The 21559-nt window shown below is 68.7% G+C and carries 15 protein-coding genes and 1 pseudogene; 7 read left to right on the top strand and 9 right to left on the bottom strand.

Annotation, left to right across the window (positions count from 1 at the left end):
* Positions 1–44: 44 nt before the first annotated feature.
* On the bottom strand, positions 45–1286 hold the full coding sequence (locus ACSFA5_RS30720; protein ID WP_435447833.1) for a pyridoxal-phosphate-dependent aminotransferase family protein: 1242 nt from the start codon (positions 1284–1286) through the stop codon (positions 45–47).
* 121 nt (positions 1287–1407) lie between these two features.
* Here ACSFA5_RS30720 and ACSFA5_RS30715 point away from each other — a divergent pair, with 121 nt between their 5' ends.
* The 6 genes and pseudogenes from ACSFA5_RS30715 (at position 1408) to ACSFA5_RS30690 (ending at position 12288) form a co-directional block, all read left to right on the top strand.
* Positions 1408–2103, top strand: coding sequence for a GntR family transcriptional regulator (locus tag ACSFA5_RS30715; RefSeq protein ID WP_435447832.1), 696 nt, complete (start codon positions 1408–1410; stop codon positions 2101–2103).
* Positions 2104–2123: 20 nt separating this feature from the next.
* Complete coding sequence (locus ACSFA5_RS30710; protein WP_435447831.1) at positions 2124–5210, top strand: FAD-binding and (Fe-S)-binding domain-containing protein; 3087 nt, start codon at positions 2124–2126, stop codon at positions 5208–5210.
* A 59-nt stretch (positions 5211–5269) separates the two neighbouring features.
* A complete protein-coding gene (locus tag ACSFA5_RS30705) occupies positions 5270–6511 on the top strand; it encodes a YbfB/YjiJ family MFS transporter (protein ID WP_435447830.1) in 1242 nt (413 codons plus the stop codon).
* Entirely contained in the window at positions 6508–7044 is a 537-nt protein-coding gene (locus ACSFA5_RS30700; RefSeq protein WP_435447829.1) for a methylated-DNA--[protein]-cysteine S-methyltransferase, read from the top strand. Before ACSFA5_RS30705 ends, ACSFA5_RS30700 begins: the two co-directional genes overlap by 4 nt.
* Before the next feature lie 282 nt (positions 7045–7326).
* Positions 7327–11484: pseudogene (locus ACSFA5_RS30695) on the top strand (ESPR-type extended signal peptide-containing protein); the annotation flags it as partial.
* Positions 11485–12288 carry a YadA-like family protein gene (locus tag ACSFA5_RS30690; protein ID WP_435447958.1) on the top strand — a complete coding sequence of 268 codons (804 nt, stop codon included), beginning with the start codon at positions 11485–11487 and terminating at the stop codon, positions 12286–12288.
* A 34-nt stretch (positions 12289–12322) separates the two neighbouring features.
* Here the strand turns inward: ACSFA5_RS30690 and ACSFA5_RS30685 are convergent, their stop codons facing one another.
* Genes ACSFA5_RS30685 through ACSFA5_RS30650 form a run of 8 tightly spaced genes read right to left on the bottom strand, consistent with a single transcriptional unit; the run spans position 12323 to position 20390 of the window.
* Positions 12323–13372, bottom strand: coding sequence for an ABC transporter permease (locus tag ACSFA5_RS30685; protein ID WP_435447828.1), 1050 nt, complete (start codon positions 13370–13372; stop codon positions 12323–12325).
* Positions 13369–14874, bottom strand: coding sequence for a sugar ABC transporter ATP-binding protein (locus ACSFA5_RS30680; protein ID WP_435447827.1), 1506 nt, complete (start codon positions 14872–14874; stop codon positions 13369–13371). Before ACSFA5_RS30680 ends, ACSFA5_RS30685 begins: the two co-directional genes overlap by 4 nt.
* A gap of 7 nt (positions 14875–14881) precedes the next feature.
* On the bottom strand, positions 14882–15964 hold the full coding sequence (torT, locus tag ACSFA5_RS30675; RefSeq protein WP_435447826.1) for a TMAO reductase system periplasmic protein TorT: 1083 nt from the start codon (positions 15962–15964) through the stop codon (positions 14882–14884).
* 54 nt (positions 15965–16018) lie between these two features.
* Positions 16019–16996 (bottom strand): 5-oxoprolinase subunit C family protein, encoded by a 978-nt coding sequence (locus ACSFA5_RS30670; RefSeq protein WP_435447825.1) that lies wholly within the window; start codon positions 16994–16996, stop codon positions 16019–16021.
* A complete protein-coding gene (locus ACSFA5_RS30665) occupies positions 16986–17897 on the bottom strand; it encodes a 5-oxoprolinase subunit B family protein (RefSeq protein WP_435447824.1) in 912 nt (303 codons plus the stop codon). Before ACSFA5_RS30665 ends, ACSFA5_RS30670 begins: the two co-directional genes overlap by 11 nt.
* The gene (locus ACSFA5_RS30660) at positions 17894–19309 is read right to left on the bottom strand and encodes an acetyl-CoA carboxylase biotin carboxylase subunit (protein WP_435447823.1); all 1416 of its coding nucleotides are present in this window, start codon (positions 19307–19309) and stop codon (positions 17894–17896) included. The genes ACSFA5_RS30665 and ACSFA5_RS30660 overlap by 4 nt, the downstream gene beginning before the upstream one ends.
* Before the next feature lie 4 nt (positions 19310–19313).
* Positions 19314–19562, bottom strand: a complete 249-nt coding sequence (locus tag ACSFA5_RS30655) for an acetyl-CoA carboxylase (protein WP_435447822.1) — start codon at positions 19560–19562, stop codon at positions 19314–19316.
* Positions 19563–19607: 45 nt separating this feature from the next.
* Positions 19608–20390, bottom strand: a complete 783-nt coding sequence (locus ACSFA5_RS30650) for a 5-oxoprolinase subunit PxpA (protein WP_435447821.1) — start codon at positions 20388–20390, stop codon at positions 19608–19610.
* A 239-nt stretch (positions 20391–20629) separates the two neighbouring features.
* Between ACSFA5_RS30650 and ACSFA5_RS30645 the strand changes: the two genes are divergently transcribed.
* Positions 20630–21556 (top strand): LysR family transcriptional regulator, encoded by a 927-nt coding sequence (locus ACSFA5_RS30645; RefSeq protein WP_435447820.1) that lies wholly within the window; start codon positions 20630–20632, stop codon positions 21554–21556.
* The last annotated feature ends 3 nt before the right edge of the window (positions 21557–21559 follow it).

Below are 21559 nucleotides of genomic sequence, written 5' to 3'. Positions count from 1 at the left end.
AGCGATGCGTTGCGGCCTGTGTGAGCTGGTGGGCGTGAAGAGCGCTATGCCGCCTTCTGCAGCGCTTCAGGCGCTGCGTGGCTCGCGAAATGGTCCATCGCCGCGTGCACGCCGCTGCCGGCCAGCTCGATGCCTGTCAGCTTCATGCCCATCTCGACGCCCGCGACCATGGCCACCAGCGTCAGGTCGTTGCTGTCGCCCAGGTGGCCCATGCGGAACATGCGGCCCTTGAGCTTGCCCAGGCCCGTGCCCAGCGACAGGTCGAAGCGCTGGTGGATCAGTCGGCGCAGCGCATCGGCGTCCACGCCCTCGGGCGTGATCACGCCGGTGAGCACCGGCGAGTACAGGGCAGGGTCGGCGCACTGGATCGGCAGGCCCCAGGCCGTGACCGCCGCGCGCACGCCCGCGGCCCAGCGCTGGTGCCGCGCGAACACGTTGTCCAGCCCTTCGCCGAGCAGCATGTCCAGCGATTCGGACAGGCCGTAGAGCAGGTTGGTGTTGGGCGTGTAGGGCCAGTAGCCGTCCTTGTTCATCTCGACGATCTCGCCCCAGTCCCAGAAGGCGCGCGGCAGCCTGGCGTGCTTGGCGGCTTCGAGAGCGCGCGGCGAGAGCGCGTTGAAGCTGATGCCCGGCGGCAGCATCAGGCCCTTCTGCGAGCCGCTGACGGTCACGTCCACGCCCCATTCGTCGTGCCGGAAATCGGCGCTCGCCAGGCCCGAGATGCTGTCGACCAGCAGCAGGGCAGGGTGGCCCGCCGCGTCGATGGCCTTGCGCACCGAGGCGATGTCGGAGGTAACGCCGGTGGAGGTCTCGTTGTGCACCACGCACACGGCCTTGATCTTCTTTTCGGTGTCCTTGCGCAGGCGCGCCTCGATCAGTTCAGCCTGCACGCCGCGTCGCCAACCGGGCGCGTTCGGCAGTTGCGCGTCGGTGCCGGTGAACGAGAGGAACTCGGTCGACAGGCCCAGGCGCGTGGCCATCTTCTGCCACAGCGAGGCGAAGTGGCCGGTCTCGAACATGAGCACGTGGTCGCCGGGGCTCAGCGTGTTGGCGAGCGCGGCCTCCCACGCACCGGTGCCCGACGCCGGGTAGATCGCGACCGGGTGCTTCGTCTTGAAGATCTCCTTGATGTCGCCCAGCACCTTCAGCCCCAGCGTGCCGAACTCGGGCCCGCGGTGGTCGATGGTGGGCAGGCTCATGGCCCGCAGGATGCGGTCGGGCACCGGGCTCGGGCCCGGAATCTGGAGGAAGTGGCGACCGGTGGGATGGATGTCGAGTTGCAGCATGGACTGTCCTTTCGCTTTTCAGTTTTGCATTCAAAACTTGTTTTTGATTCATGGTTTACCCTTGTTTCATTCGGTTGTGACGCTTCTTTTTTGCATTCAAAATGCAATCGAGGACAAAACCATGACCGCTGAAATCATCGAAATATCCAGGCTCGCCTTGCACGACCAGGTGGCCTCGCGGCTGCGCACCATGCTGGTCGAAGGGCACATCGCGCCCGGCGCCAAGCTCAACGAGCGCGAGCTGTGCCTGCAGCTGCACGTGTCGCGCACGCCGCTGCGCGAAGCCATCAAGCTGCTCGCGGCCGAAGGGCTGGTCGACCTGCTGCCCAACCGCGGCGCGGTGGCGGTGAAGCTCACCGAGGCCGATGTGCTCGACACCTTCGAGGTGCTGGCCATGCTCGAGGGCATGTCGGGCGAGCTGGCCGCCAGGCGCATCACCGACGAAGAGCTGGCCGAGGTGCGCGCGCTGCACTACGAAATGATGGCCTGCTTCTCGCGGCGCGACCTCTCGGGCTACTACCGGCTGAACGCGCGCATCCACACCGCCATCAACGACGCGGCGGCCAACCCGGTGCTGTCGAACACCTACCGCTCCATCAACGCCCGCGTGCAGTCGCTGCGCTTTCGCACCAACCAGAACGAGGCCAAGTGGAAGCACGCGGTGCAGGAGCACGAACAGATGATCGACGCGCTGGCAGCGCGCGACGCCGCCGCCATGCGCAAGGTGCTGGTGGCACACGTGCTGCGCAAGCGCGACACCGTGCTGGAGCTGCTGCGCGCGGGAGAGATCTATCCCCAGGCCACCAAGGCGAACTGACACCCCCCACACCCAACACCATGCGCACAGAGCCCGCCAGCCACATGCAGCCAGCCGGAACCGTTCTTCCGCCCAACGACACCTGCGAGCTGCTCGCGCGCCGCCTGCGATCCGACACGCAGGGCGAGGTGCTGTTCGACGACGCATCGCGCGGGCGCTACGCCACGGACGCGTCGATCTACCAGATCACGCCGGTCGGCGCCTTCGTGCCGACCAGCGAGCGCGACATTGCCACCGCCATCGACATCGCGCGCGACCTGAAGGTGCCGGTGCTCGCGCGCGGCGGCGGCACCAGCCAGTGCGGGCAGACGACCGGCGCGGCGCTGGTCATCGACAACAGCAAGCACTTTCGCCGCGTGCTCGACGTGAACCTGGAAGAGGGCACCGCCACGGTGGAGCCCGGCCTGGTGCTCGACCACCTGAACGCGCAGCTCAAGCCGCACGGCCTGTGGTACCCGGTGGACGTGTCGACCAGCGCGCAGGCCACGCTGGGCGGCATGGCGGGCAACAACTCGTGCGGGTCGCGCTCCATCGCCTACGGGAACATGGTGCACAACGTGCTGGGCGCGAGTGCGTGGCTGTCGAACGGCGAACTGGTCGAGTTCGGCCCTATCGGCCCGACCGGTTCGCTCGGCGTGCGCGCCGCGGGCATCGCGCAGTTCGTGCGCGGGCTGGCGCGCCAGCACCGCGAGCAGATCGCCGAGCACTGGCCCAAGGTGATGCGCCGCGTGGCGGGCTACAACCTGGACATCTTCGACAACCAGAGCGAGCGCCCCTACACCGCCGACGGCAGCGTGAACCTGGCGCACCTGCTCATCGGGTCCGAAGGCACGCTGGCCTACACGCGCAGCCTGAAGCTCAAGCTCGCGCCGCTGCCGCGCGCCAAGGTGCTGGGCATCGTCAACTTCCCGACCTTCCATGCGGCCATGGACGCGGCGCAGCACATCGTCAAGCTCGGGCCGACGGCGGTGGAGCTGGTCGACCGCACCATGATCGAGCTGGCCCTGGCCAACCCGGCCTTCAGGCCCACGGTGGAAACCGCGCTCATCGGCAAGCCGGCGGCCATCCTGCTGGTGGAGTTCTCGGGGGCGGACAAGGCCGCGCTGCTGCCGCAACTCAGGCAACTGGTCGAACTGATGGGCGACCTGGGCCTGCCGGGCAGCGTGGTCGAGATGCCCGACGATGCACGCCAGAAGAACCTGTGGGAGGTGCGCAAGGCCGGCCTGAACATCATGATGAGCCTGAAGGGCGACGGCAAGCCCGTGAGCTTCATCGAAGACTGCGCCGTGCCGCTCGAGCACCTGGCCGAGTACACCGATGCGCTGACCGAAGTCTTCGCCCGGCACGGCAGCCGCGGCACCTGGTACGCGCATGCCTCGGTCGGCACGCTGCACGTGCGCCCGATTCTCGACATGCGGGTGGACGGCGCCACCAAGATGCGCGCCATCGCCGAAGAGGCCAGCGCGCTGGTGCGCAAGTACAAGGGCGCCTTCAGCGGCGAACATGGCGACGGCCTGTGCCGCGGCGAGTGGATCGAATGGCAGTTCGGCCCGGCCGTCAACGAGGCCTTTCGCGCGATCAAGCGCAAGCTCGACCCGATCGGCCTGTTCAACCCCGGCAAGATCATCGACCCGCCGCGCATGGACGACGGCGCGCTGTTCCGCTTTGCGCCGCCCACGGCGCCCAAGCCGTACCGACGCATCGAACTCAAGCCCGTGCTCGACTGGTCGGCCTGGAACGTCAATGCCGACCCGGTGACCGAGGTGACCACCGCGCCCGGCACCGGCGGCGACAGCACCGGCGGCCTGGCCAAGGCCGTGGAGATGTGCAACAACAACGGCCACTGCAGAAAGTTCGACGCCGGCACCATGTGCCCCAGCTACCGCGTGACCCGCGACGAGCAGCACCTGACGCGCGGGCGCGCCAACACGCTGCGCCTGGCGCTGTCCGGCCAGCTGGGCCCCGACGCCTTCACCGGCGAGGCCATGCACGACGCCATGGACCTGTGCGTCGGCTGCAAGGGCTGCAAGCGCGACTGCCCGACGGGCGTGGACATGGCCAAGATGAAGGTCGAGTTCCTGGCCCACTACAAGAAGCGCCACGGCCACACCCTGAAAGACCGGCTGGTGGCCCACCTTCCCGACTACGCGCACAAGGCCAGCCGCGTGCCGTGGCTGCTGAACCTGCGCAACAGCGTGCCCGGCGTGGCATGGCTCGGGGAAAAGCTGCTGGGCTTTTCGGCCAAGCGCTCGCTGCCCGCCTGGCGCAGCGACACCTTCTGGCGCGCCAGGGCCGACGAGCCCGGCCTGTTCGTCGAGCGCGACGTGGCACTGGCCATTGCGCGGCGCGGCGGCAAGGCGGCGGTGCTCTTCGTCGACACCTTCAACGGCACCTTCGAGAGCGAGAACGCCTTCGCCGCCGCGCGCGTGCTGCAGGCCGCCGGCTACGTGCTGCACACGGTCGAGAAGCGTGGCGGGCACCACTGCTGCGGGCGCACCTTCCTGGCCAGCGGCATGGTCGCGCAAGCCAAGCAGAAGGCCGAGGCGCTGATCGATGCGCTGCTGCCGCTCGCGCGGGCCGGCGTGCCCATCGTCGGGCTGGAGCCTTCATGCCTGCTCACGCTGCGCGACGAAACGCTGGCGATGGGCTTCGGAGAAAAGGCCGAGATGGTGGCCAGGCATGCGCTGCTGTTCGAGGAATTCATTGCGCGCGAGATCAAGCTCGGCCGCTTCGCACTGGCGCTGAAGCCTGCGACCCAGCCCATCCTGCTGCACGGCCACTGCCACCAGAAGGCCTTCGGCGCGGTGAGCCCGGTGATGGAGGTGCTCAAGCTCATTCCGGGGGCGCAACCCGAGCTCATCGAGAGCTCATGCTGCGGCATGGCCGGCAGCTTCGGCTACGAGGCCAGCCATTTCGAGGTGTCCATGCAGATGGCGGAGGCCAGCCTGCTGCCGGCCATTCGGAAGCACCCCGACGCCATCGTGGTGGCCGACGGCACCAGCTGCAGGCACCAGATTGAAGATGGCGCGCGGCGCGAGGCGGTGCACGTGGCGGTGCTGCTGGAGCGGCATCTGCTGCACGGCGACCCGGTGGCCGACGCGGCTTGAACGGGGCGCCCTGCGCGACGGCGCAGGGTGCCGCAGAATAGGCGCGCCACCCCGCTCCGATGTCGAACACGTCCACGCCCACCGCCTCCATGAAGTCTTCGCAGCCCACGCTGCGGCTTGCCTTCGCGCTCTCGATGGGCGCGGCGGTGTCGCTGGGCATCACCCGTTTCGCCTACGGCTTGCTGCTGCCGCCGATGCGCGACGACCTGGGCTGGAGCTATGCGCTGGCCGGCGGGATGAACACGGCGAACGCGGTCGGCTACCTGATCGGCGCGTTGATCACCCCGGCGCTCATGCGCCGCTTCGGCGTCACGCGGCTGCTGGTGGTGGGCGCGGTGCTGGCCAGTGTGTTCATGGCGGGCAGCGGCTTCGTCACGGCCGCACCGGCCTTGCTGCTGCAACGCCTGCTGGCCGGCGTGGCGAGCGCCTGGGTGTTCGTCGCGGGCGGCTTGCTGGCGGCGCGGCTCGGCGAGGTCGACGCAAGAAGCGGATCGTCGCGCGGTGGCCTGCTGCTGGGCATCTACTACGGCGGCACCGGCTTCGGCATCCTGCTGTCGGCGCTGCTGGTGCCGCAGGTGCTGAAGGCCGCGTCCGACGTGCCGCACGGCTGGGCCTGGGCGTGGTGGGCGCTGGCCGTGGCCAGCGTCGCGGCGACCTGCCTGCTGGCATGGGCAGGCCGGGCCATGCCCGTCAGCCCGCCGCACACGGCGTCGAGCGCTGCGGCGGGCACCGTGCCACCGGTCGCGCTGCGCCGCTTCGGCTGGGCGCTCGCGGGCTATGCGCTGTTCGGCATGGGCTACATCGGCTACATGACCTTCGTGATCGCGCTGCTGCGCGAGCAGGGCGCCGGCGCCTCGTTCGTCACGCTGTTCTATGCCTTGCTGGGCGTCGCCTGCGTGGCCTCGTCGCGGCTGTGGGCCGGGTTGCTCGACCGCTACCGTGGCGGGCAGCCGCAGGCGCTGCTGAACGGGCTGCTGGGCGTGGCCACGCTGTTGCCGGTGTTGAGTTCGTCCGCGCCGGTGGCGCTGATTTCGGGCGTGCTGTTCGGCGGCGTGTTCCTGTCGGTGGTGGCCTCGACCACCGCGCTGGTGCGCCACAACCTGCCGTCGTCGCGCTGGGCGCAGGGCATCAGCATGTTCACCATCGTCTTCGCGCTCGGGCAGATCGTCGGACCGACGGTCACGGGCTGGATCTCCGACGGACCGGGCGGACTGGCGCGCGGCCTGGTGGCCTCGGCCATCGCGCTGTGGCTCGGTGCGGTGCTGGCGTCGCGCCAGCATGCGCTGCAGGAGGCGCAATGACGGGCTTCGCCTTGTTCGAGACCTCCATCGGCGTGTGCGCCCTGGCGTGGGGACCGCTCGGATTGGTCGGCGTTCAACTGCCCGCGGACGACGGCGAGCCGGCCACCCGCTTGCGCATGAAGCAGCGCTTTCCGGCGCTGAGCGAAGGCCCGCCGAACGAGACGGCGCAGCAAGCCATCGTGGCCATCCAGGGCCTGCTGCAAGGCGTGCACGACGACCTGATGCACATCGCGCTCGACATGCGCGGGATGTCGGCGTTTCACCAGCGCGTCTACGCCATCGCACGTCGCATTCCGCCGGGGCAGACGCGCACCTACGGCGAAATCGCGCAGGAGCTCGGCGACAAGACCCTGTCGCGCGCCGTGGGGCAGGCCATGGGCCACAACCCCTTCGCACCCGTGGTGCCATGCCACCGTGTGCTGGCCGCGGGCAACAAGCCCGGTGGCTTTTCCGCAGGCGGCGGTGCGTTGACCAAGCTGCGCATGCTCGGCATCGAAGGCGCGCGGCCGAACGGAATGGCTTCGCTGTTCTGACACGGATGCAGCAGGCTTCGTGCACGCGCTTTGCCGCAGCCGCTGGCCGTCTGCGTTAGCACTTTCGCACGCACGTTGCCCCTGGCGCGTTGGGCATATACAGTCTGCGCGTTCGGATCTTTGTGTTCGCGGCATCAATTGAGCTGACGATGTGCTCAGGCCGGCACGTGAAGGCCGCGACGTCTAGACAAGGCCGGAGACAACCACCCGACCTGCTTTTCCGGGGAGATCGGCAAGCGCTGACAAAAAGCGCTGTCGTTGTTCGTGAAAAGAGGGTGTGAAATGAACAAGACATTTCGCAGCGCGTGGAATGCGTCACTGGGTGCCTGGGTTGCCGTGCCGGAAACCAGCCTGACGCGAGGCGAGCCCGGCCGCGAGGGCAGGCGTTCATCCTCGCTGTTCGCCGTGTCGGCAGTGGTGTTCGTCGTGATGCAGGCCTGGCCCGAATCGGCATTGGCCAACCTCATCCTGATGGATGCCTCCTGCGCGACGGGCGCCAGTGCGGCGCCCGGGCGGGTCAATCCGGGGGGCACGAGCAACGGTCCCGACGGCAGCGGCTCTCCTGCGGCGGATGGTTCCGGCACCTATTCCACCGTGGCGGGTTGCAATGCCAGCGGCGGCGGTGTGTCGGCGGTCACGGCGTACGGTGCCTTTGCCAGCACCACGGGCATCGGCGGCTCGGCTGTCGGCTTTCTGAGCGTGGCCGGTCGCTGGTCGACGGCCTTCGGGCTGGAGGCATCGGGCAGCGGAATTTCGAGCGTGGCCATGGGATTCGGCAGCAACGCGTCGGCACTCAATTCCGTGGCGATCGGCGGTGCCGGTGGCAACGGAACGACGCCGCTGAGCGTTGCGAACTCGACCACGGCGTCCGGTGCGGGCGCGATCGCCATCGGCGCCAATGCGACCAAGGGCGCGCAGGCCGCGGCGGCGGACGGCATCGCCATCGGAGGCCAGGCCAGCGTCGCTGCCGCAGCCACTTCCGGTATTGCCCTTGGGCGTGGTGCGACGGTAGGCGGTGCCTTCGGCATCGCCCAGGGCGACGGCGTGACCAGCGGCGCGACCGGGCAGAACGTGGCGATCGGCTCGGCCGGCACCACCGCGAACGCCGGCACCGCCGCGGGCGGCGCCGTGGCCGTCGGCCGTGGGCAGAAGGCCACGGGCAACGGCGCGGTCGCCATCGGCGACCCCAACACGTCGAACGGCACGGGCGCCGTGGCCGTGGGCGCAGACAACACCGCCGCCGGCAGCACGGACGGCTCGACCGCCGCCAACGGCGCCGTGGCGATCGGCAATGCCAGCAACGCGATCGGGCAAGGCTCGGTGGCGCTGGGCAACAAATCGAACGCCGCCGCCGCAGGTACCCTTGCCCTGGGCGACGCCGCGACCGCTTCCGCGGCGAATGCGATCGGCCTGGGCACCGGTGCCAATGCGAGTGCGGCGGGTGCGGTTGCCATCGGCAGCGGGGCCGCCGCCGCGTACGCCAACAGCGTTGCACTGGGCGCGGCAAGCCAGACCTCGGCATCTCTGGCGGCGCTGGAGGGCACCGCGGCCTACACGCCGTTCGCGGGCGCGGCCATTGCCGGCGCAACGCCGGCCGGCGAGGTGTCCGTGGGCGCCGGCGGCACCGAGCGCCGGGTCACCCACGTGGCTGCCGGCGGCGCGCCGACGGATGCGGTCAACGTGAGCCAGTTGTCCACGGCCACTGCGTCGTTGTCGACCGGGGTGAGCACCAACGCCAGCGGGATCACGAGCCTGTCCACCGGGCTGAGCACGACGAACAGCAACGTGAGCAGTCTGTCGACCTCGACATCCACGGGTTTGAGCACCGCGACCAGCGGGATCACAAGCCTGTCTACGGGCCTGAGCACGACCGACAGCAATGTGATCAGCTTGTCGACCTCGACCTCGACGGGGTTGAGCACGGCCGCCAGCGGGATCACCAGCTTGTCGACGGGCCTGAGCACCACGAACAGCAACGTGGGCAGCCTGTCTATCGGTGTCAGCACCGCCACCAGCGGGATCACAAGCCTGTCTACGGGGCTGAGCACTGCAACGAGCAGCATCGGGAGCTTGTCGACCTCGACATCCACTGGACTGAGCACGGCCGCCAGCGGGATCACCAGCTTGTCTACGGGGCTGAGCACGACGAACAGCAACGTTAGTAGCTTGTCGACCTCGACCTCGACGGGGCTGAGCACGGCCGCCAGCGGGATCACCAGCTTGTCGACGGGCCTGAGCACGACGACGAGCGGTATCGGCAGTCTATCGACGGGCTTGAGCACGACGAACAGCAATGTCGGGAGCCTGTCGACTTCGACGTCGACCGGGTTGAGTACCGCGGCCAGTGGGATCACAAGTCTGTCGACCGGCTTGAGCACGACCGACAGCAATGTGACCAGCTTGTCGACCTCGACCTCGACGGGGTTGAGCACGACGAACAGCAATGTGGGCAGCCTGTCGACTTCTACCTCGACGGGGCTGAGCACTGCAACGAGCAGCATCGGGAGTTTGTCGACCTCGACATCCACCGGGCTGAGCACCGCGACCAGCGGGATCACGAGCTTGTCGACGGGGCTGAGTACGACAAACAGCAATGTGAGCAGCTTGTCGACTGGTGTCAGCACCGCAACCAGCGGCATTACCAGCTTGTCGACGGGGTTGAGCACGACGAACAGCAACGTGGGCAGTCTGTCTACGGGCCTGAGCACGACGAACAGCAACGTTAGTAGCTTGTCGACCTCGACCTCGACGGGGCTGAGCACTGCAACGAGCAGCATCGGCAGCTTGTCGACTTCGACGTCGACCGGCTTGAGCACTGCCACCAGCGGCGTAGCGAGCCTGTCGACAGGCCTAAGCACCACGAACAGCAACGTGGGCAGTTTGTCTACTGGTGTGAGTACGGCGACCAGCGGTATCGCGAGCTTGTCGACCGGCTTGAGCACGACGGACAGCAATGTGGGCAGCCTGTCGACTTCTACCTCGACAGGGCTGAGCACTGCAACGAGCAGCATCGGCAGCTTGTCGACCTCGACATCCACCGGGCTGAGCACCGCGACCAGCGGGATCACGAGCTTGTCGACGGGGCTGAGTACGACGAACAGCAACGTCGGGAGCCTATCGACCTCGACATCCACTGGACTGAGCACGGCCACCAGCGGGATCACGAGCTTGTCGACTGGTGTGAGCACCGCGACCAGCGGAATAACGAGCCTGTCGACCGGCCTGAGCACCACGAACAGCAATGTGAGCAGTTTGTCGACCGGTGTGAGCACGGCAACCAGCGGGATCACAAGCTTGTCTACGGGCCTGAGCACAACGAACAGCAACGTCGGGAGCCTGTCGACTTCGACGTCGACTGGATTGAATACTGCAACCAGCGGCATCACAAGCTTGTCGACGGGGCTGAGCACGACGAACAGCAACGTGGGCAGTCTGTCGACCGGTGTCAGCACTGCGACCAGTGGCATCACGAGCCTGTCTACGGGCCTGAGCACGACGAACAGCAACGTCGGGAGCCTATCGACCTCGACATCCACTGGACTGAGCACGGCCACCAGCGGAATAACGAGCCTGTCGACAGGCCTCAGCACCACGAACAGCAACGTAGGTAGCTTGTCGACTGGTGTGAGCACCGCAACCAGCGGCATCACCAGCTTGTCGACGGGCCTGAGCACGACGAACAGCAACGTAGGCAGTCTGTCGACCGGTGTCAGCACTGCGACCAGTGGCATCACGAGCTTGTCGACCGGGCTGAGCACGGCCACCAGCGGAGTAACGAGCCTGTCGACAGGCCTCAGCACCACGAACAGCAACGTAGGTAGCTTGTCGACCGGTGTGAGCACAGCGACCAGCGGCATCACCAGCTTGTCGACGGGCCTGAGCACGACGAACAGCAACGTGGGCAGTCTGTCGACCGGTGTCAGCACCGCGACCAGCGGCATCACGAGCATCTCGACCGGCCTGAGCAGCACGAACAGCAGCGTCGGCAGCCTGTCGACCTCGACATCGACGGGCCTGAGCACCGCCACCACCGGCGTCGCAAGCCTCTCCACCGGCCTGAGCACCACCAACAGCGGCCTGAGCAGCCTGTCCACCAGCGTGATCGGTGCGACCACCGGCTACAACAGCCTGTCGACCGGCCTGAGCACGGCCAACGCCAATGTCGGCGACCTGAGCACCACGATCAACAACATCAACACCACGGGTACCAAGTACTTCCATGCCAACTCCACCGCCAGCGATGCGACGGCCAGCGGGCAGGAGGCGGTGGCCATGGGGCCGCAAGCGACGGCCAGCGGCACCAATTCCTTCGCGGCCGGCAGCGGCGCCAAGGCCACGGCCGATGGCGCGGTTGCAGTGGGCTTCGGGGCGCAGGCGACCGGCGCCAATGCGATCGCCATCGGCACGGGCGCATTGGCCACGGGCTCGCAGGCCATCGGCGTGAATGCCCGCGCGGGCGGGGGCGGCGTGGCGCTGGGCGACGGCGCGGACGCCGGTGGCACGCCACTGAGCAAGGCGGCGAACATCGCGCAGGGCACGGCGATCGGCTTCGGCGCGGTGGTGCAGCAGACCGGCGGCGTGGCGCTGGGCGCCAACTCGGTGGCGTCCACTGCTGCGGGCGTGGCCGGCTACGTGCCCGCCAGCGCCACGCCGCAGCAGGCCGCCGCCATTCGCGCGACCTTCAGCACGCAGGCCGCGGTGTCGGTGGGGGACGCGGGCAGCGGGCAGTTCCGCCAGATCACCGGCGTGGCCGCCGGCACGGCCGACAGCGACGCCACCAACGTCGCGCAGCTCAAAGCCACGGCCAACGCGGTGGCGGCCGGCGGCGTGCAGTACGCCACCAACCCGGACGGCTCCATCAACTACAACCAGGTGACGCTGGGCAACGGGCAGGCGCCCAACGGCACGCGCCTGAGCAACGTGGCGCCGGGCGTGCTGCCGAACGACGCGGCCACCGTGGGGCAGGTGGCGAGCGCGCAGAACCAGTTGCAGGGCCAGGTGCGCGACGTCGCCCGCATCGCGTACTCGGGCGTGGCCATGGCCACGGCCATGAGTTCGCTACCGCAGGCCATGACGCCGGGCAAGAACCTGATGTCCGTGGGCGTGGGCTATTACGCGGGCTACAGCGCCCTGGCCGTCGGCTATTCGCTGCGCTCCAGGGACGGCAACTGGGTCTACAAGGTGAACGGCGCCATCAGCGCCCAGCGGTTCAACCTCGGGCTCGCGGTGGGGTACGAGTGGTGATGGCGGGGCTCGCGCGCCCTCGGGCGCGCGGCGTTCAGTGGCTGGCGCGCGCGCCCATGCGGTGGCGCAGCTGGTCGGCCACCACGGCCACGATCAGCAGCACGCCCAGCACCACCATCTGCAGGTAGGAGCCCACGCTGGCCAGGTTCATGCCGTTCTGCACCAGGCCGATGAAGATGGCGCCCATCACCACGTTGGGCACGCGGCCGATGCCCCCGCGCAGGCTCACGCCGGCGATCACGCAGGCCGCGATGGACTCCAGCGCCACCGTGCCGCCCAGGTTGGCCTCGCCGGTTTCCACGCGCGCCGTGAGCAGCAGGCCGCTCACGGCCGCGAGGCCGGCGCACAGCAGGTAGGCCATCAGCAGCACACGGCGGGTGTCGATGCCCGACAGCGCCGCCGCCTTGGCGTTGCCGCCCACCGCCAGCAGGTGCGTGCCGGTGGGCATGCGCGCCATGAGCACGCCCATGCCCGCCACGCACACGGCGGTGACCAGAATCGGTATCGGAATGCCCAGCAGCGTGCCGAAGCCGAACAGCTCGCTGAACGCGCCCGGCATGCCCGACACCGGCACGCCGCCCGTCAGGTACAGCGCAAAGCCGAAGCCGATCGACTGCACGCCCAGCGTCACGATGAACGGCGACACACCGATGAACGCCACGCCGATGCCGTTGACGAGGCCCACCGTCAGCCCGGCGAGCAGCCCGCAGGCGCACCCGGCGATCACCACCACCCAGGTGGCGTCGGGCAAGGCCGCGCCGAGGGCCTGCATGGCCAGCGCGGACACCACCGAGGTAATGGCCATCACCGTGCCCACCGACAGGTCGAAGCCGCCCGTGACCAGCGCCAGCATCTGGCCCATCGACACGAGGATCAGGTACACCGACTGGCGCAGCAGGTTCACCAGGTTCTGCACCGTGAGGAACTGGTCCGACAGCGTGCTGAACACCACGAAGGCGATGAGCAGCATGAAGGGCAGCACGCCCAGCCTCAGGAACAGCTCGCGCAGCAGGCCGAGCGCACGCCCGCCCGGGCCGGAAGGGGTGGTCGCGGCGGCGGCGGAGGCGGTGGAAGACGGGGTCATGGCTTTCTTTCGCTGGAACCGAAAAACAGATTGAGCACGGCGCTCTCGCGAATGCCGTCGCCCTGCAGCTCGCCGGCAATTTCGCCGCGGCACATCACGTAGACGCGGTGGCTCAGGTGCAGGACCTCGGGCAGGTCGGACGAAATCACGACCACCGCCGCGCCGCTTTCGCAGAGCTTCCTGATCACCTGGTACAGCGCGCTGCGCGTGCCGATGTCCACGCCTACCGTGGGCTCGTCGAACACATAGAGCGCGGCCTCGCGTGTCATGCCCTTGCCGAACAGCACCTTCTGCTGGTTGCCGCCCGACAGCAGGCCCACCGGCCGATCGAGGTTGCGCGGCGCGAGTTCCACGCGCTCGGCGGCCACCGTGGAAAGCCGGCGGCCGAGGCGGTTTCTCAGCCAGCCGCCGCGACCGCGCAACGGCCCGTGCACCAGCGGCAGCGTGATGTTGGCGCGCGACGTGAAGCCGAGCACCAGCCCTTCGCCCTTGCGATCGGGTGGCAGGTAGAACAGGCCCTCGTCGAGCAACTGGCGCACCTTGGCGCCCGTGCGCGGCTGGCCCTTGAACAGCACGCAGCCCTCGCTCACCGCGTCGAGCCCGTAGATCGCTCGGAAGAGTTCGGACTTTCCGCACCCGACCAGCCCCGCCAGTCCCACCACTTCGCCGCGCCGCACCGTGAGGCTCGCATTGCGAACGCTGTTGGGCGAACTCAAGCCCTCCACCTGCAGCACCACCTCGCCGGGATTGCTGGCGATGAGCGGATAGATCTGCGAAATGGCGCGCCCGCTCATCAGCTCGATCAGCCGGTCGGCGCTGGTCTCGCGGGCCTGCACCGTCGTGACCTTGCGGCCGTCGCGCAGCACGGTGATGCGGTCGGCAATCTGCGCAATCTCCTGCATGCGGTGCGAGATGTAGACGATGCCCACGCCGCGCGCCTTCAGCCGCGCCACCAACTCGAACAGGCGCTGCGTCTCGGTGTCGGTGAGCGAGGCGGTGGGTTCGTCCAGGATCAGCACCGACACCTCGCCGCGCAGGCCCTTGGCAATTTCCACCATCTGCTGCTGCGCGCGCGACAGGCCGGAGACGGGCGCGTCCACGTCGATGTCGAAGCCCAGGTCGGCCAGCATCGCGAGCGCGCGCCCGCGCACGGCGGTGCGGTCGAGCAGGCCCGCCTTGCGCGGCTCTTCGCCCAGGCTCAGGTTCTGCGCCACCGAGAGCGTGGGCACGAGCGAGAACTCCTGGAACACCGCGCTGATGCCGTGGCGCCGTGCGTCGTGCACGTTCGCCAACCGCACCGGCGCGCCGTGCATGCGAATTTCGCCGGAAGTCGGCACGTTGGCGCCGGCCAGCAGCGAGATCAGCGTGGACTTGCCGGCCCCGTTCTCGCCGAACAGCACGTGCACCTCGCCGGCGCGCAGCTCGAAGTCCACGCCGTCGAGCGCCAGCACGCCCGGATAGCGCTTGCCCAGCCCGACGGTCTGCAACAGAGCCGATGACATGGGGCGCTTACTTGACCTCGAACACCGGCTTGAAGCCCGGCGGCGGCAGGATGTCGTCGAGCTTCACCGTCTTGATGTTGCCGCTGTCGACCACGAAGATCTTCGGGCCCACGTGCTTCACCACGTCCTTGTTCTCGAGCAGGCGCACGGCCTGGTCGACCGCGATGCGGCCTTGCACCACCATCGAGTCGGCAGGCGAGGCCACGATGCGGCCCTTTTGAATGCCGTCGTACACGCCCGGCGTCATGTAGAAGGACAGCACCTGCACCTTCTTGTCCAGGCTGCGCGAGCGCAGGATGCCGGTGGCCGCCTCGGCCGTCACCGCGGTGCCGGCCACGTAGGCGAGGTCGGGGTTGGCCTGCAGCACGTCCTCGACCAGCTTGCTCTGCGCTTCCTTGCCGGTGTCGCCGTACTTGGGGTCGAGCACCACCACGGCGCTGCCCTTGACCGCTTCCATGAAGCCCTTGTGCGCGGCCTCGACCCAGCCGGCGCCGGCCGGGCCGGGGAACCAGCCGACCTTCACCGCAGGCGAGCCGGCCGGGTGCTTCTTCGCGAGGTACTCGCCGGTCGTGTGGCCCATCGTGTAGAACGACACGAGCGACTTGGCCGACAGGTCGGGCGAGCTGATGCCGTTCACCAGGTCGATCACCGGCACCTTCCTGGCGGCCGTGGCCTTGATGACGTTGTTGAGCCCGTCGCCCGAAATCGCGCCGATGATCACCGCGTTTGCGCCGCGCGCCACGCAGTCCTCGATCTGCGAGACCTGCTTGGCCAGGTTGGTGTAGCCGCCCGCGTCGACCACCTGCAGCTTCACGCCCTGGCGCCGGGCCTCCTCGATCACGCCGTAGTCCACGCCCAGCCAGTAGGCGTCCTTCATGTGCGGGAACGACACGCAGATGTCCCACTTCTTCGAGGCCTTGGCCAGCGGCGTGTAGTCGATGGGCTTTTTCGTGCCCTCGGCCGAGAAGGCGGGCTCGGTCGCCTCGGCCTTGTAGGGAAACCAGTCGGCGGCCGAGGCACCGCCGTGCCACAGCAGGGTGGCGCCGAGCGAAGCGGCGATCAGGGAGACGCGCAGGGGCGAGCTGTTCATGAAGAACTCCTAGGTGGGCAACAGTGAAAGAAAAGGAGGAAAGCGGCGGGCGCTTCAGGGCGCGAGCGCGGCCCGCAGGCGGTTCAAGCGTTGTCGTCGCTCGGCGCGCGCTTCCAGCGCCTGGGCCATGTCGACCTGGACGAAGCGCGCCTTGTGGTTGGGCTGCATCTGGGCGATGAGGTCCATGTCCGCGCTGATCACGGTGCCGACCATGGCGTAGCCGCCGCCCGAGACCGCGTCGCGGTGCAGGATGATCGGCTCGCGCCCGCCCGGCACCTGGATCGAGCCGTAGGGGTAGCCCGCATCGACGATGTTCGACGGATCGGCGCCCGCGCCGAAGGGCGGCTTGCGCTCCAGGAACGCCAGCGGCGTGCCGTTCTTGTAGCGGTATCCGATGCGGTCGGCCTCGGAGCCCACGGTCCAGGTGTCGGCGAAGAAGCTGCGCACCGACACCTCCTGCAGCCGGTGAAAGTAGATGCCGGGCAGCACGCGCAGGGCCACTTCCTTCGTCAGCACCGGCAGCAGTTCGGCGCTCGCGGCGCGCCCCGCACGGGCATGGGCCGAGGGCGTGCCCACCGGCAGCCTGTCGCCCGCCAGAAGCTTGCGGCCCTGCAAGCCGCCGAACGCGCCCAGCCCGTAGGTGGAGCGGCTGCCCAGCACCACCGGCACGTCGACGCCGCCGGCCACGGCGATGCACATGCGCGCCCCGAGTTTCATGAAGTCGAAGCCCAGCGTGTCGCCGGCCTGCACCGCGAACGATGCGTTGCGAGGCACTTCTGCGCCGTTGAGCCTGACCTTGGCTTCCGCACCCGTCACGGCCACGATGGCCGGCGCATCGAAGCGCAGTTCGGGCCCGAGCAGCGTGCTCTCGATGACCGCCGCGCCCTCGTCGTTGCCCACCAGCAGGTTGGCCAGCACCAGGCTTTGCTGGTCGAGCGCGCCCGACAGCGGAATGCCCAGGTGGTAGTAGCCGGGTCGGCCCGCGTCCTGCACGCTGGTCGCGAGGCCGGGCTTGAGCACTTCAATCGCCATGGAGCACCTTCAGCAGTTGTCGGTTGTAGCCGTCGGGGTCGGCCAGGAATTCGGCCAGCGAGAACGACACGGGTTCGATGCGCAGCGTGTAGGTTCCGGCGTCCACCTGCGCCACCAGCCGGTCGTACTCGGCGCGGTCGATGGGTTTCCACTTGACGATGTCGCCGGGCCGGAAGAACACCATCAGCTCCTTCAGGTACGACAGGCGCTGCGCCGGGTCGAAGATGGGCGCGGGCGTGACGCCGAACATCTGGTAGCCGCCTGCGCCGCGCACCGAGTAGATGCAGCTGAAGCAGCCGCCGTGGCCCAGCGTGAGCCGCGGCGTGTCGGTGCGCGGGCTCAGGTACTTGGGCACCTGGATCTGCCGCTCGCGCTCGACCATCTGGAAGAGGAAGGGCAGGCCCGCCACGAACCCGACCATCGACACGAACCAAGGCGCGCCCGAGTGCGCGGCGATGAAGGCGTCGACCGAGGCGTGGCCGTTGATGCGCGCGGCGTATTCGATGTCGGTGCTCGCCGGGTCCTGGTGGCGCTCGCGAAAGCGCATGAGCGTTTCGTGCGTCCACGGGTCGTTGTAGAGCACCGGCACCTCGACGATGCGGGTCTGCATGCGCAGGTCGGCATCGCCCAGGCCGGCCTCGATGTCCTTCAGCGCGGCGAGCAGCACGTCGGGCACGATCAGGTCGGGGTCGAAGCGCACGAGGTAGGCCGCGTTGGCGGGGCAGATCTCGGTGACGCCCGCGATCTCGCCCGCGTCCACGCGGCGGCGCAGCTCGTTGCAGATGGCCATGCCCTTGAAGAAGGCGGGCAGCGACATTTCTTCGCTGATCTCGACGAACAGGTGCTCGTCGCCGCCGAAGCTGTAGCGGGCTTGCGCGGGGAGCGTGCTGGGGGCGGTCATGCGGGCACCTTCGGGGTTGTCGCGGCAGCGCCAGGCAGGGGTGCGGCATCGGCCAGCGGGTTCTCCGCGAGCCAGGTTTCCAGAAAGCCGGTGTGGAAGGCGGCCCGGGCAACGTGGGCGTCCTCGCACAGCGCGCGGTGCAGGGCAATCGTGGTGTGGATGCCTTCCACCTCGAGCTCGCCGAGCGCGCGCCGCATGCGGGCGAGCGCGCTGGCGCGGTCGGTGTCGTGCACGATGAGCTTGCCCAGCAGCGAGTCGTAGTAGGCCGGCACGGTGTAGCCGGGGTAGAGCATGGTGTCGAAGCGCACGCCCGGGCCGCCCGGCACCACCAGCTGCGACACCAGCCCCGGGCTGGGCATGAAGTTCTTCGCGGCGTTTTCGGCGTTGATGCGCACCTCGATGGCGGCGCCGTTCAGGCGAATGTCCTCCTGCTTCAGGCGCAGCGGCTGGCCCAGCGCGATGCGCAGCATTTCCTTCACCAGGTCGATGCCGGTGACCATCTCGGTGATCGGGTGCTCCACCTGGATGCGGGTGTTCATCTCGATGAAGAAGAACTCGCGCGTGTCGTCGTCGTACAGGTACTCGAGCGTGCCCGCGCCGCGGTAGGCCACGGCGTTGGCCAGGCGCAGCGCCGACTCGCACAGCGCGGCACGTGTGGCCTCGCTGATGGCGGCCGAGGGCGCCTCTTCCCAGACCTTCTGGCGCCGGCGCTGCAGCGAGCATTCGCGCTCGAAGCAGTGCACCACGCGCTGGCCGTCGCCCAGGATCTGCACCTCGATGTGGCGCGCCTGCCGGATGAAGCGCTCCAGGTACACCTCGCCGTTGCCGAAGGCGGCCAGCGCCTCGGCGGTGGCGGTGGCGAACTGCTGGCGCAGCTCGGTGGCGTCGTTCGCCACGCGAATGCCGCGCCCGCCGCCGCCGGCAGAGGCCTTGATCATGATCGGGTAGCCGATGTCTTTCGCCACCTCGACGGCCGTGTCGGCGTCCGCCACCACGCCCACGCTGCCCGGCACGGTGGGCACGCCGGCCTTCATGGCCGCGGCGCGCGCGGCGGCCTTGTCGCCCATGGTGCGAATGGCGTGCGGCGTGGGGCCGACGAACACCAGGCCTGCGGCCTCGATGCGTTCGGCGAAGGCGGCGTTCTCCGACAGAAAGCCGTAGCCGGGGTGCACCGCGCCGGCACCGCTGTCGGCGGCGGCCTGCAGGATGGCGTCCACGTTCAGGTAGCTCCTGGTGGCGTGCGCAGGGCCGATGCGCAGGGCCTCGTCGGCCATCCGCACGGCCAGGCTCTGCGCGTCGGCGTCGCTGTACACGGCCACCGTTTTCAGGCCGAGCTCTTTCGCGGCGCGGACGATGCGCACCGCGATCTCGCCGCGGTTGGCAACGAGCAGTTTGTCGAATGCGGCGGTCATGGGCTCAGGCGGTCTCGATGACGGCCAGCACCTGGCCGGGGTCGACCGGATCGGCGTTCTCGACCGCGAAGCGCACCAGCCGCCCGGCCGCGTCGGCCGTGACCTCGCTGAACTGCTTCATCACCTCGACCAGGCCCAGCACGTCGCCCACGGCCACCGTGTCGCCCTCGGACTTGAACAGCGGTGCGTCGGGCGCCGAACGGCGGTAGAAGGTGCCCGGCAGCGGGCTCAGGACTTCATGGGTAGCGGACATCTGTGCACTCCTGGAACAACAAGAACGGGAACGAAAGCAGGTAACTCAAGCGGGCGCGGCGGCGGCGGCCAGCCCGGCCACCTCGATGCCGTGGTCGGCCAGCGCGCTGCGCGTGGCCTGCACCAGCGCCAGCGCGCCGGGCGTGTCGCTGTGGATGCAGACCGAATCGAAGCCGATAGCAACATCCTTGCCTTCGACGGTGCGCACCAGGCCTTCGGTGCAGGCGCGCACCACCTTGGCGGCCACCGCGCCGGGGTCGAGCGCGCCGACGCGGCGGGTGAAGACGATGGCGCCGCTCAGGTCGTACTCGCGGTCGGCATAGAACTCGCGAACCACCGGCTGGCCCATGTCGCGCGCCACCTGGAAGGTGAGCGAGGCTTCCATGCAGAACAGGCGCAGCGTGGGCTCGATGCGCTGCAGGGCCGTGACCAGTGCGCGCGACAGCGCCTCGTCGCGCGCCGCATGCATGTAAAGGGCGCCGTGCGGCTTGATGTGCTGCAGCCGCAGGCCTTCGAGCTGTGCGAATTCGCGCAGCGCACCCAGCTGGTAGACCATGTCGTTGACCAGCTCGTCGGCCGGCGCGTGGATGTGGCGGCGCCCGAAGCCCACCAGGTCGCGAAAGCCCGGGTGCGCACCGATGGCCACGCCGTGTTCGCGGGCCAGGGCCACCATCCTGCGCATGATGTTCGGGTCGCCGGCATGGAAGCCGGTGGCAATGTTGGCCGAGCTGATCAGCGGCATCAGCTGCTCGTCGACGCCATCGCCGATGGTCCAGGGGCCGAAGCCTTCGCCCATGTCGGAGTTCAGATCGATCAGCGTTTTCTTCACGGAGCGCAGCCTTTGGTTCGTGGGCACCGCCGAAGGAGCGGTGCAGGACGAAACGAAGATTAGTGAGCCGCCTTCGTGCTGGAAAGCATTGTTTTCAGGCGGCCCGGTATCTGAAAAACAGATGCTGCGATGCGGCGCAAGGGGCGCTACGCTGGAGGAAGTGCGATTTTTCGATATCGGGTTTGCGCCTGTCGTACCCCGCCCGAACGCATTCGGCAATACCCCGACAAGGCTGCACCATGTCCCTGACCCTTCGCCAGCTCAAGTACTTTTCCGCCGTGGCCGAGGCCGGGCGCATTTCGCATGCGGCCCTGCAGCTCAACATCTCGCAGTCGGCCGTGACCACGGCCATCCGCGAGCTGGAGGACATGATGGGCCGGCAGCTGTTCGAGCGGCATCCCCACGGCGTGGAACTCACCAAGGCGGGGCGGCGCTTTCTGAGCCATGCGTATGCGGTGCTGGCCGCGGCCGACGAGGCGCTGCGCATGCCGCACGAGGGCGCGAGCGTCGAGGGCGCCATCACCGTGGCGGCGAGCTACACGGTGCTGGGCTACTTTTTGCCGCACCACCTGCAGCGCTTCGAGCAGCTGCATCCGCAGGTGACGGTGAAGGTGCACGAGGTGGCGCGCGAGGCCATCGAGGAAGGGCTGATCACGCAGCGCTACGACCTGGGCGTGATGCTGACGTCGAACGTGGTGCTGCGCGAGCTGTCGCTCGAAACCTTCTTCGGATCGCCGCGCCGGCTGTGGGTGCCGGCCAAGCATCCGTTGCTCGACAAGGCCGAGGTGACGCTGGCCGACGTGGCGGCCGAGCCCTACATCATGCTCACGGTGGACGAGGCCGCGGCCACCGCGCTGAAGTACTGGAGCAAGACGCCGCTGCAGCCCAGGGTGCGGCTGCGCACCAGCTCGGTGGAGGCGGTGCGCAGCACGGTGGCCAACGGCCTGGGCGTGACGGTGCTGTCGGACATGGTGTACCGGCCCTGGTCGCTGGAGGGCAAGCGCATCGAGACCATCAACCTGCGCGACACGGTGCCGACGATGAACATCGGGCTGGGCTGGAAGCAGGGCATCGAGTTCTCGCCGGCCATGACGGCGTTTCGCGAGTATTTCCGCCAGCAGTTTCTGGAGCCCGCGGCGGCGCGCCAGGTGCGCAGCCGGGGCTGAAGA

The sequence above is a fragment of the Variovorax monticola genome (genome assembly GCF_051216855.1).
Lineage (GTDB): Bacteria > Pseudomonadota > Gammaproteobacteria > Burkholderiales > Burkholderiaceae_C > Variovorax.
This window is presented reverse-complemented; position numbering and strand designations above follow the sequence as displayed.

What these genes read in the sequence shown, in the direction of transcription:
- ACSFA5_RS30715 (WP_435447832.1), top strand. Translation starts at nt 1,408, where the DNA reads ATGACCGCTGAAATCATCGAAATATCCAGGCTCGCCTTGCACGACCAG.
- ACSFA5_RS30655 (WP_435447822.1), bottom strand. Translation starts at nt 19,562, where the DNA reads ATGTCCGCTACCCATGAAGTCCTGAGCCCGCTGCCGGGCACCTTCTAC.
- ACSFA5_RS30660 (WP_435447823.1), bottom strand. Translation starts at nt 19,309, where the DNA reads ATGACCGCCGCATTCGACAAACTGCTCGTTGCCAACCGCGGCGAGATC.
- ACSFA5_RS30700 (WP_435447829.1), top strand. Translation starts at nt 6,508, where the DNA reads ATGACGGGCTTCGCCTTGTTCGAGACCTCCATCGGCGTGTGCGCCCTG.
- ACSFA5_RS30670 (WP_435447825.1), bottom strand. Translation starts at nt 16,996, where the DNA reads ATGGCGATTGAAGTGCTCAAGCCCGGCCTCGCGACCAGCGTGCAGGAC.
- ACSFA5_RS30710 (WP_435447831.1), top strand. Translation starts at nt 2,124, where the DNA reads ATGCGCACAGAGCCCGCCAGCCACATGCAGCCAGCCGGAACCGTTCTT.
- ACSFA5_RS30685 (WP_435447828.1), bottom strand. Translation starts at nt 13,372, where the DNA reads ATGACCCCGTCTTCCACCGCCTCCGCCGCCGCCGCGACCACCCCTTCC.
- ACSFA5_RS30665 (WP_435447824.1), bottom strand. Translation starts at nt 17,897, where the DNA reads ATGACCGCCCCCAGCACGCTCCCCGCGCAAGCCCGCTACAGCTTCGGC.
- torT (WP_435447826.1), bottom strand. Translation starts at nt 15,964, where the DNA reads ATGAACAGCTCGCCCCTGCGCGTCTCCCTGATCGCCGCTTCGCTCGGC.
- ACSFA5_RS30680 (WP_435447827.1), bottom strand. Translation starts at nt 14,874, where the DNA reads ATGTCATCGGCTCTGTTGCAGACCGTCGGGCTGGGCAAGCGCTATCCG.
- ACSFA5_RS30705 (WP_435447830.1), top strand. Translation starts at nt 5,270, where the DNA reads ATGTCGAACACGTCCACGCCCACCGCCTCCATGAAGTCTTCGCAGCCC.
- ACSFA5_RS30645 (WP_435447820.1), top strand. Translation starts at nt 20,630, where the DNA reads ATGTCCCTGACCCTTCGCCAGCTCAAGTACTTTTCCGCCGTGGCCGAG.
- ACSFA5_RS30720 (WP_435447833.1), bottom strand. Translation starts at nt 1,286, where the DNA reads ATGCTGCAACTCGACATCCATCCCACCGGTCGCCACTTCCTCCAGATT.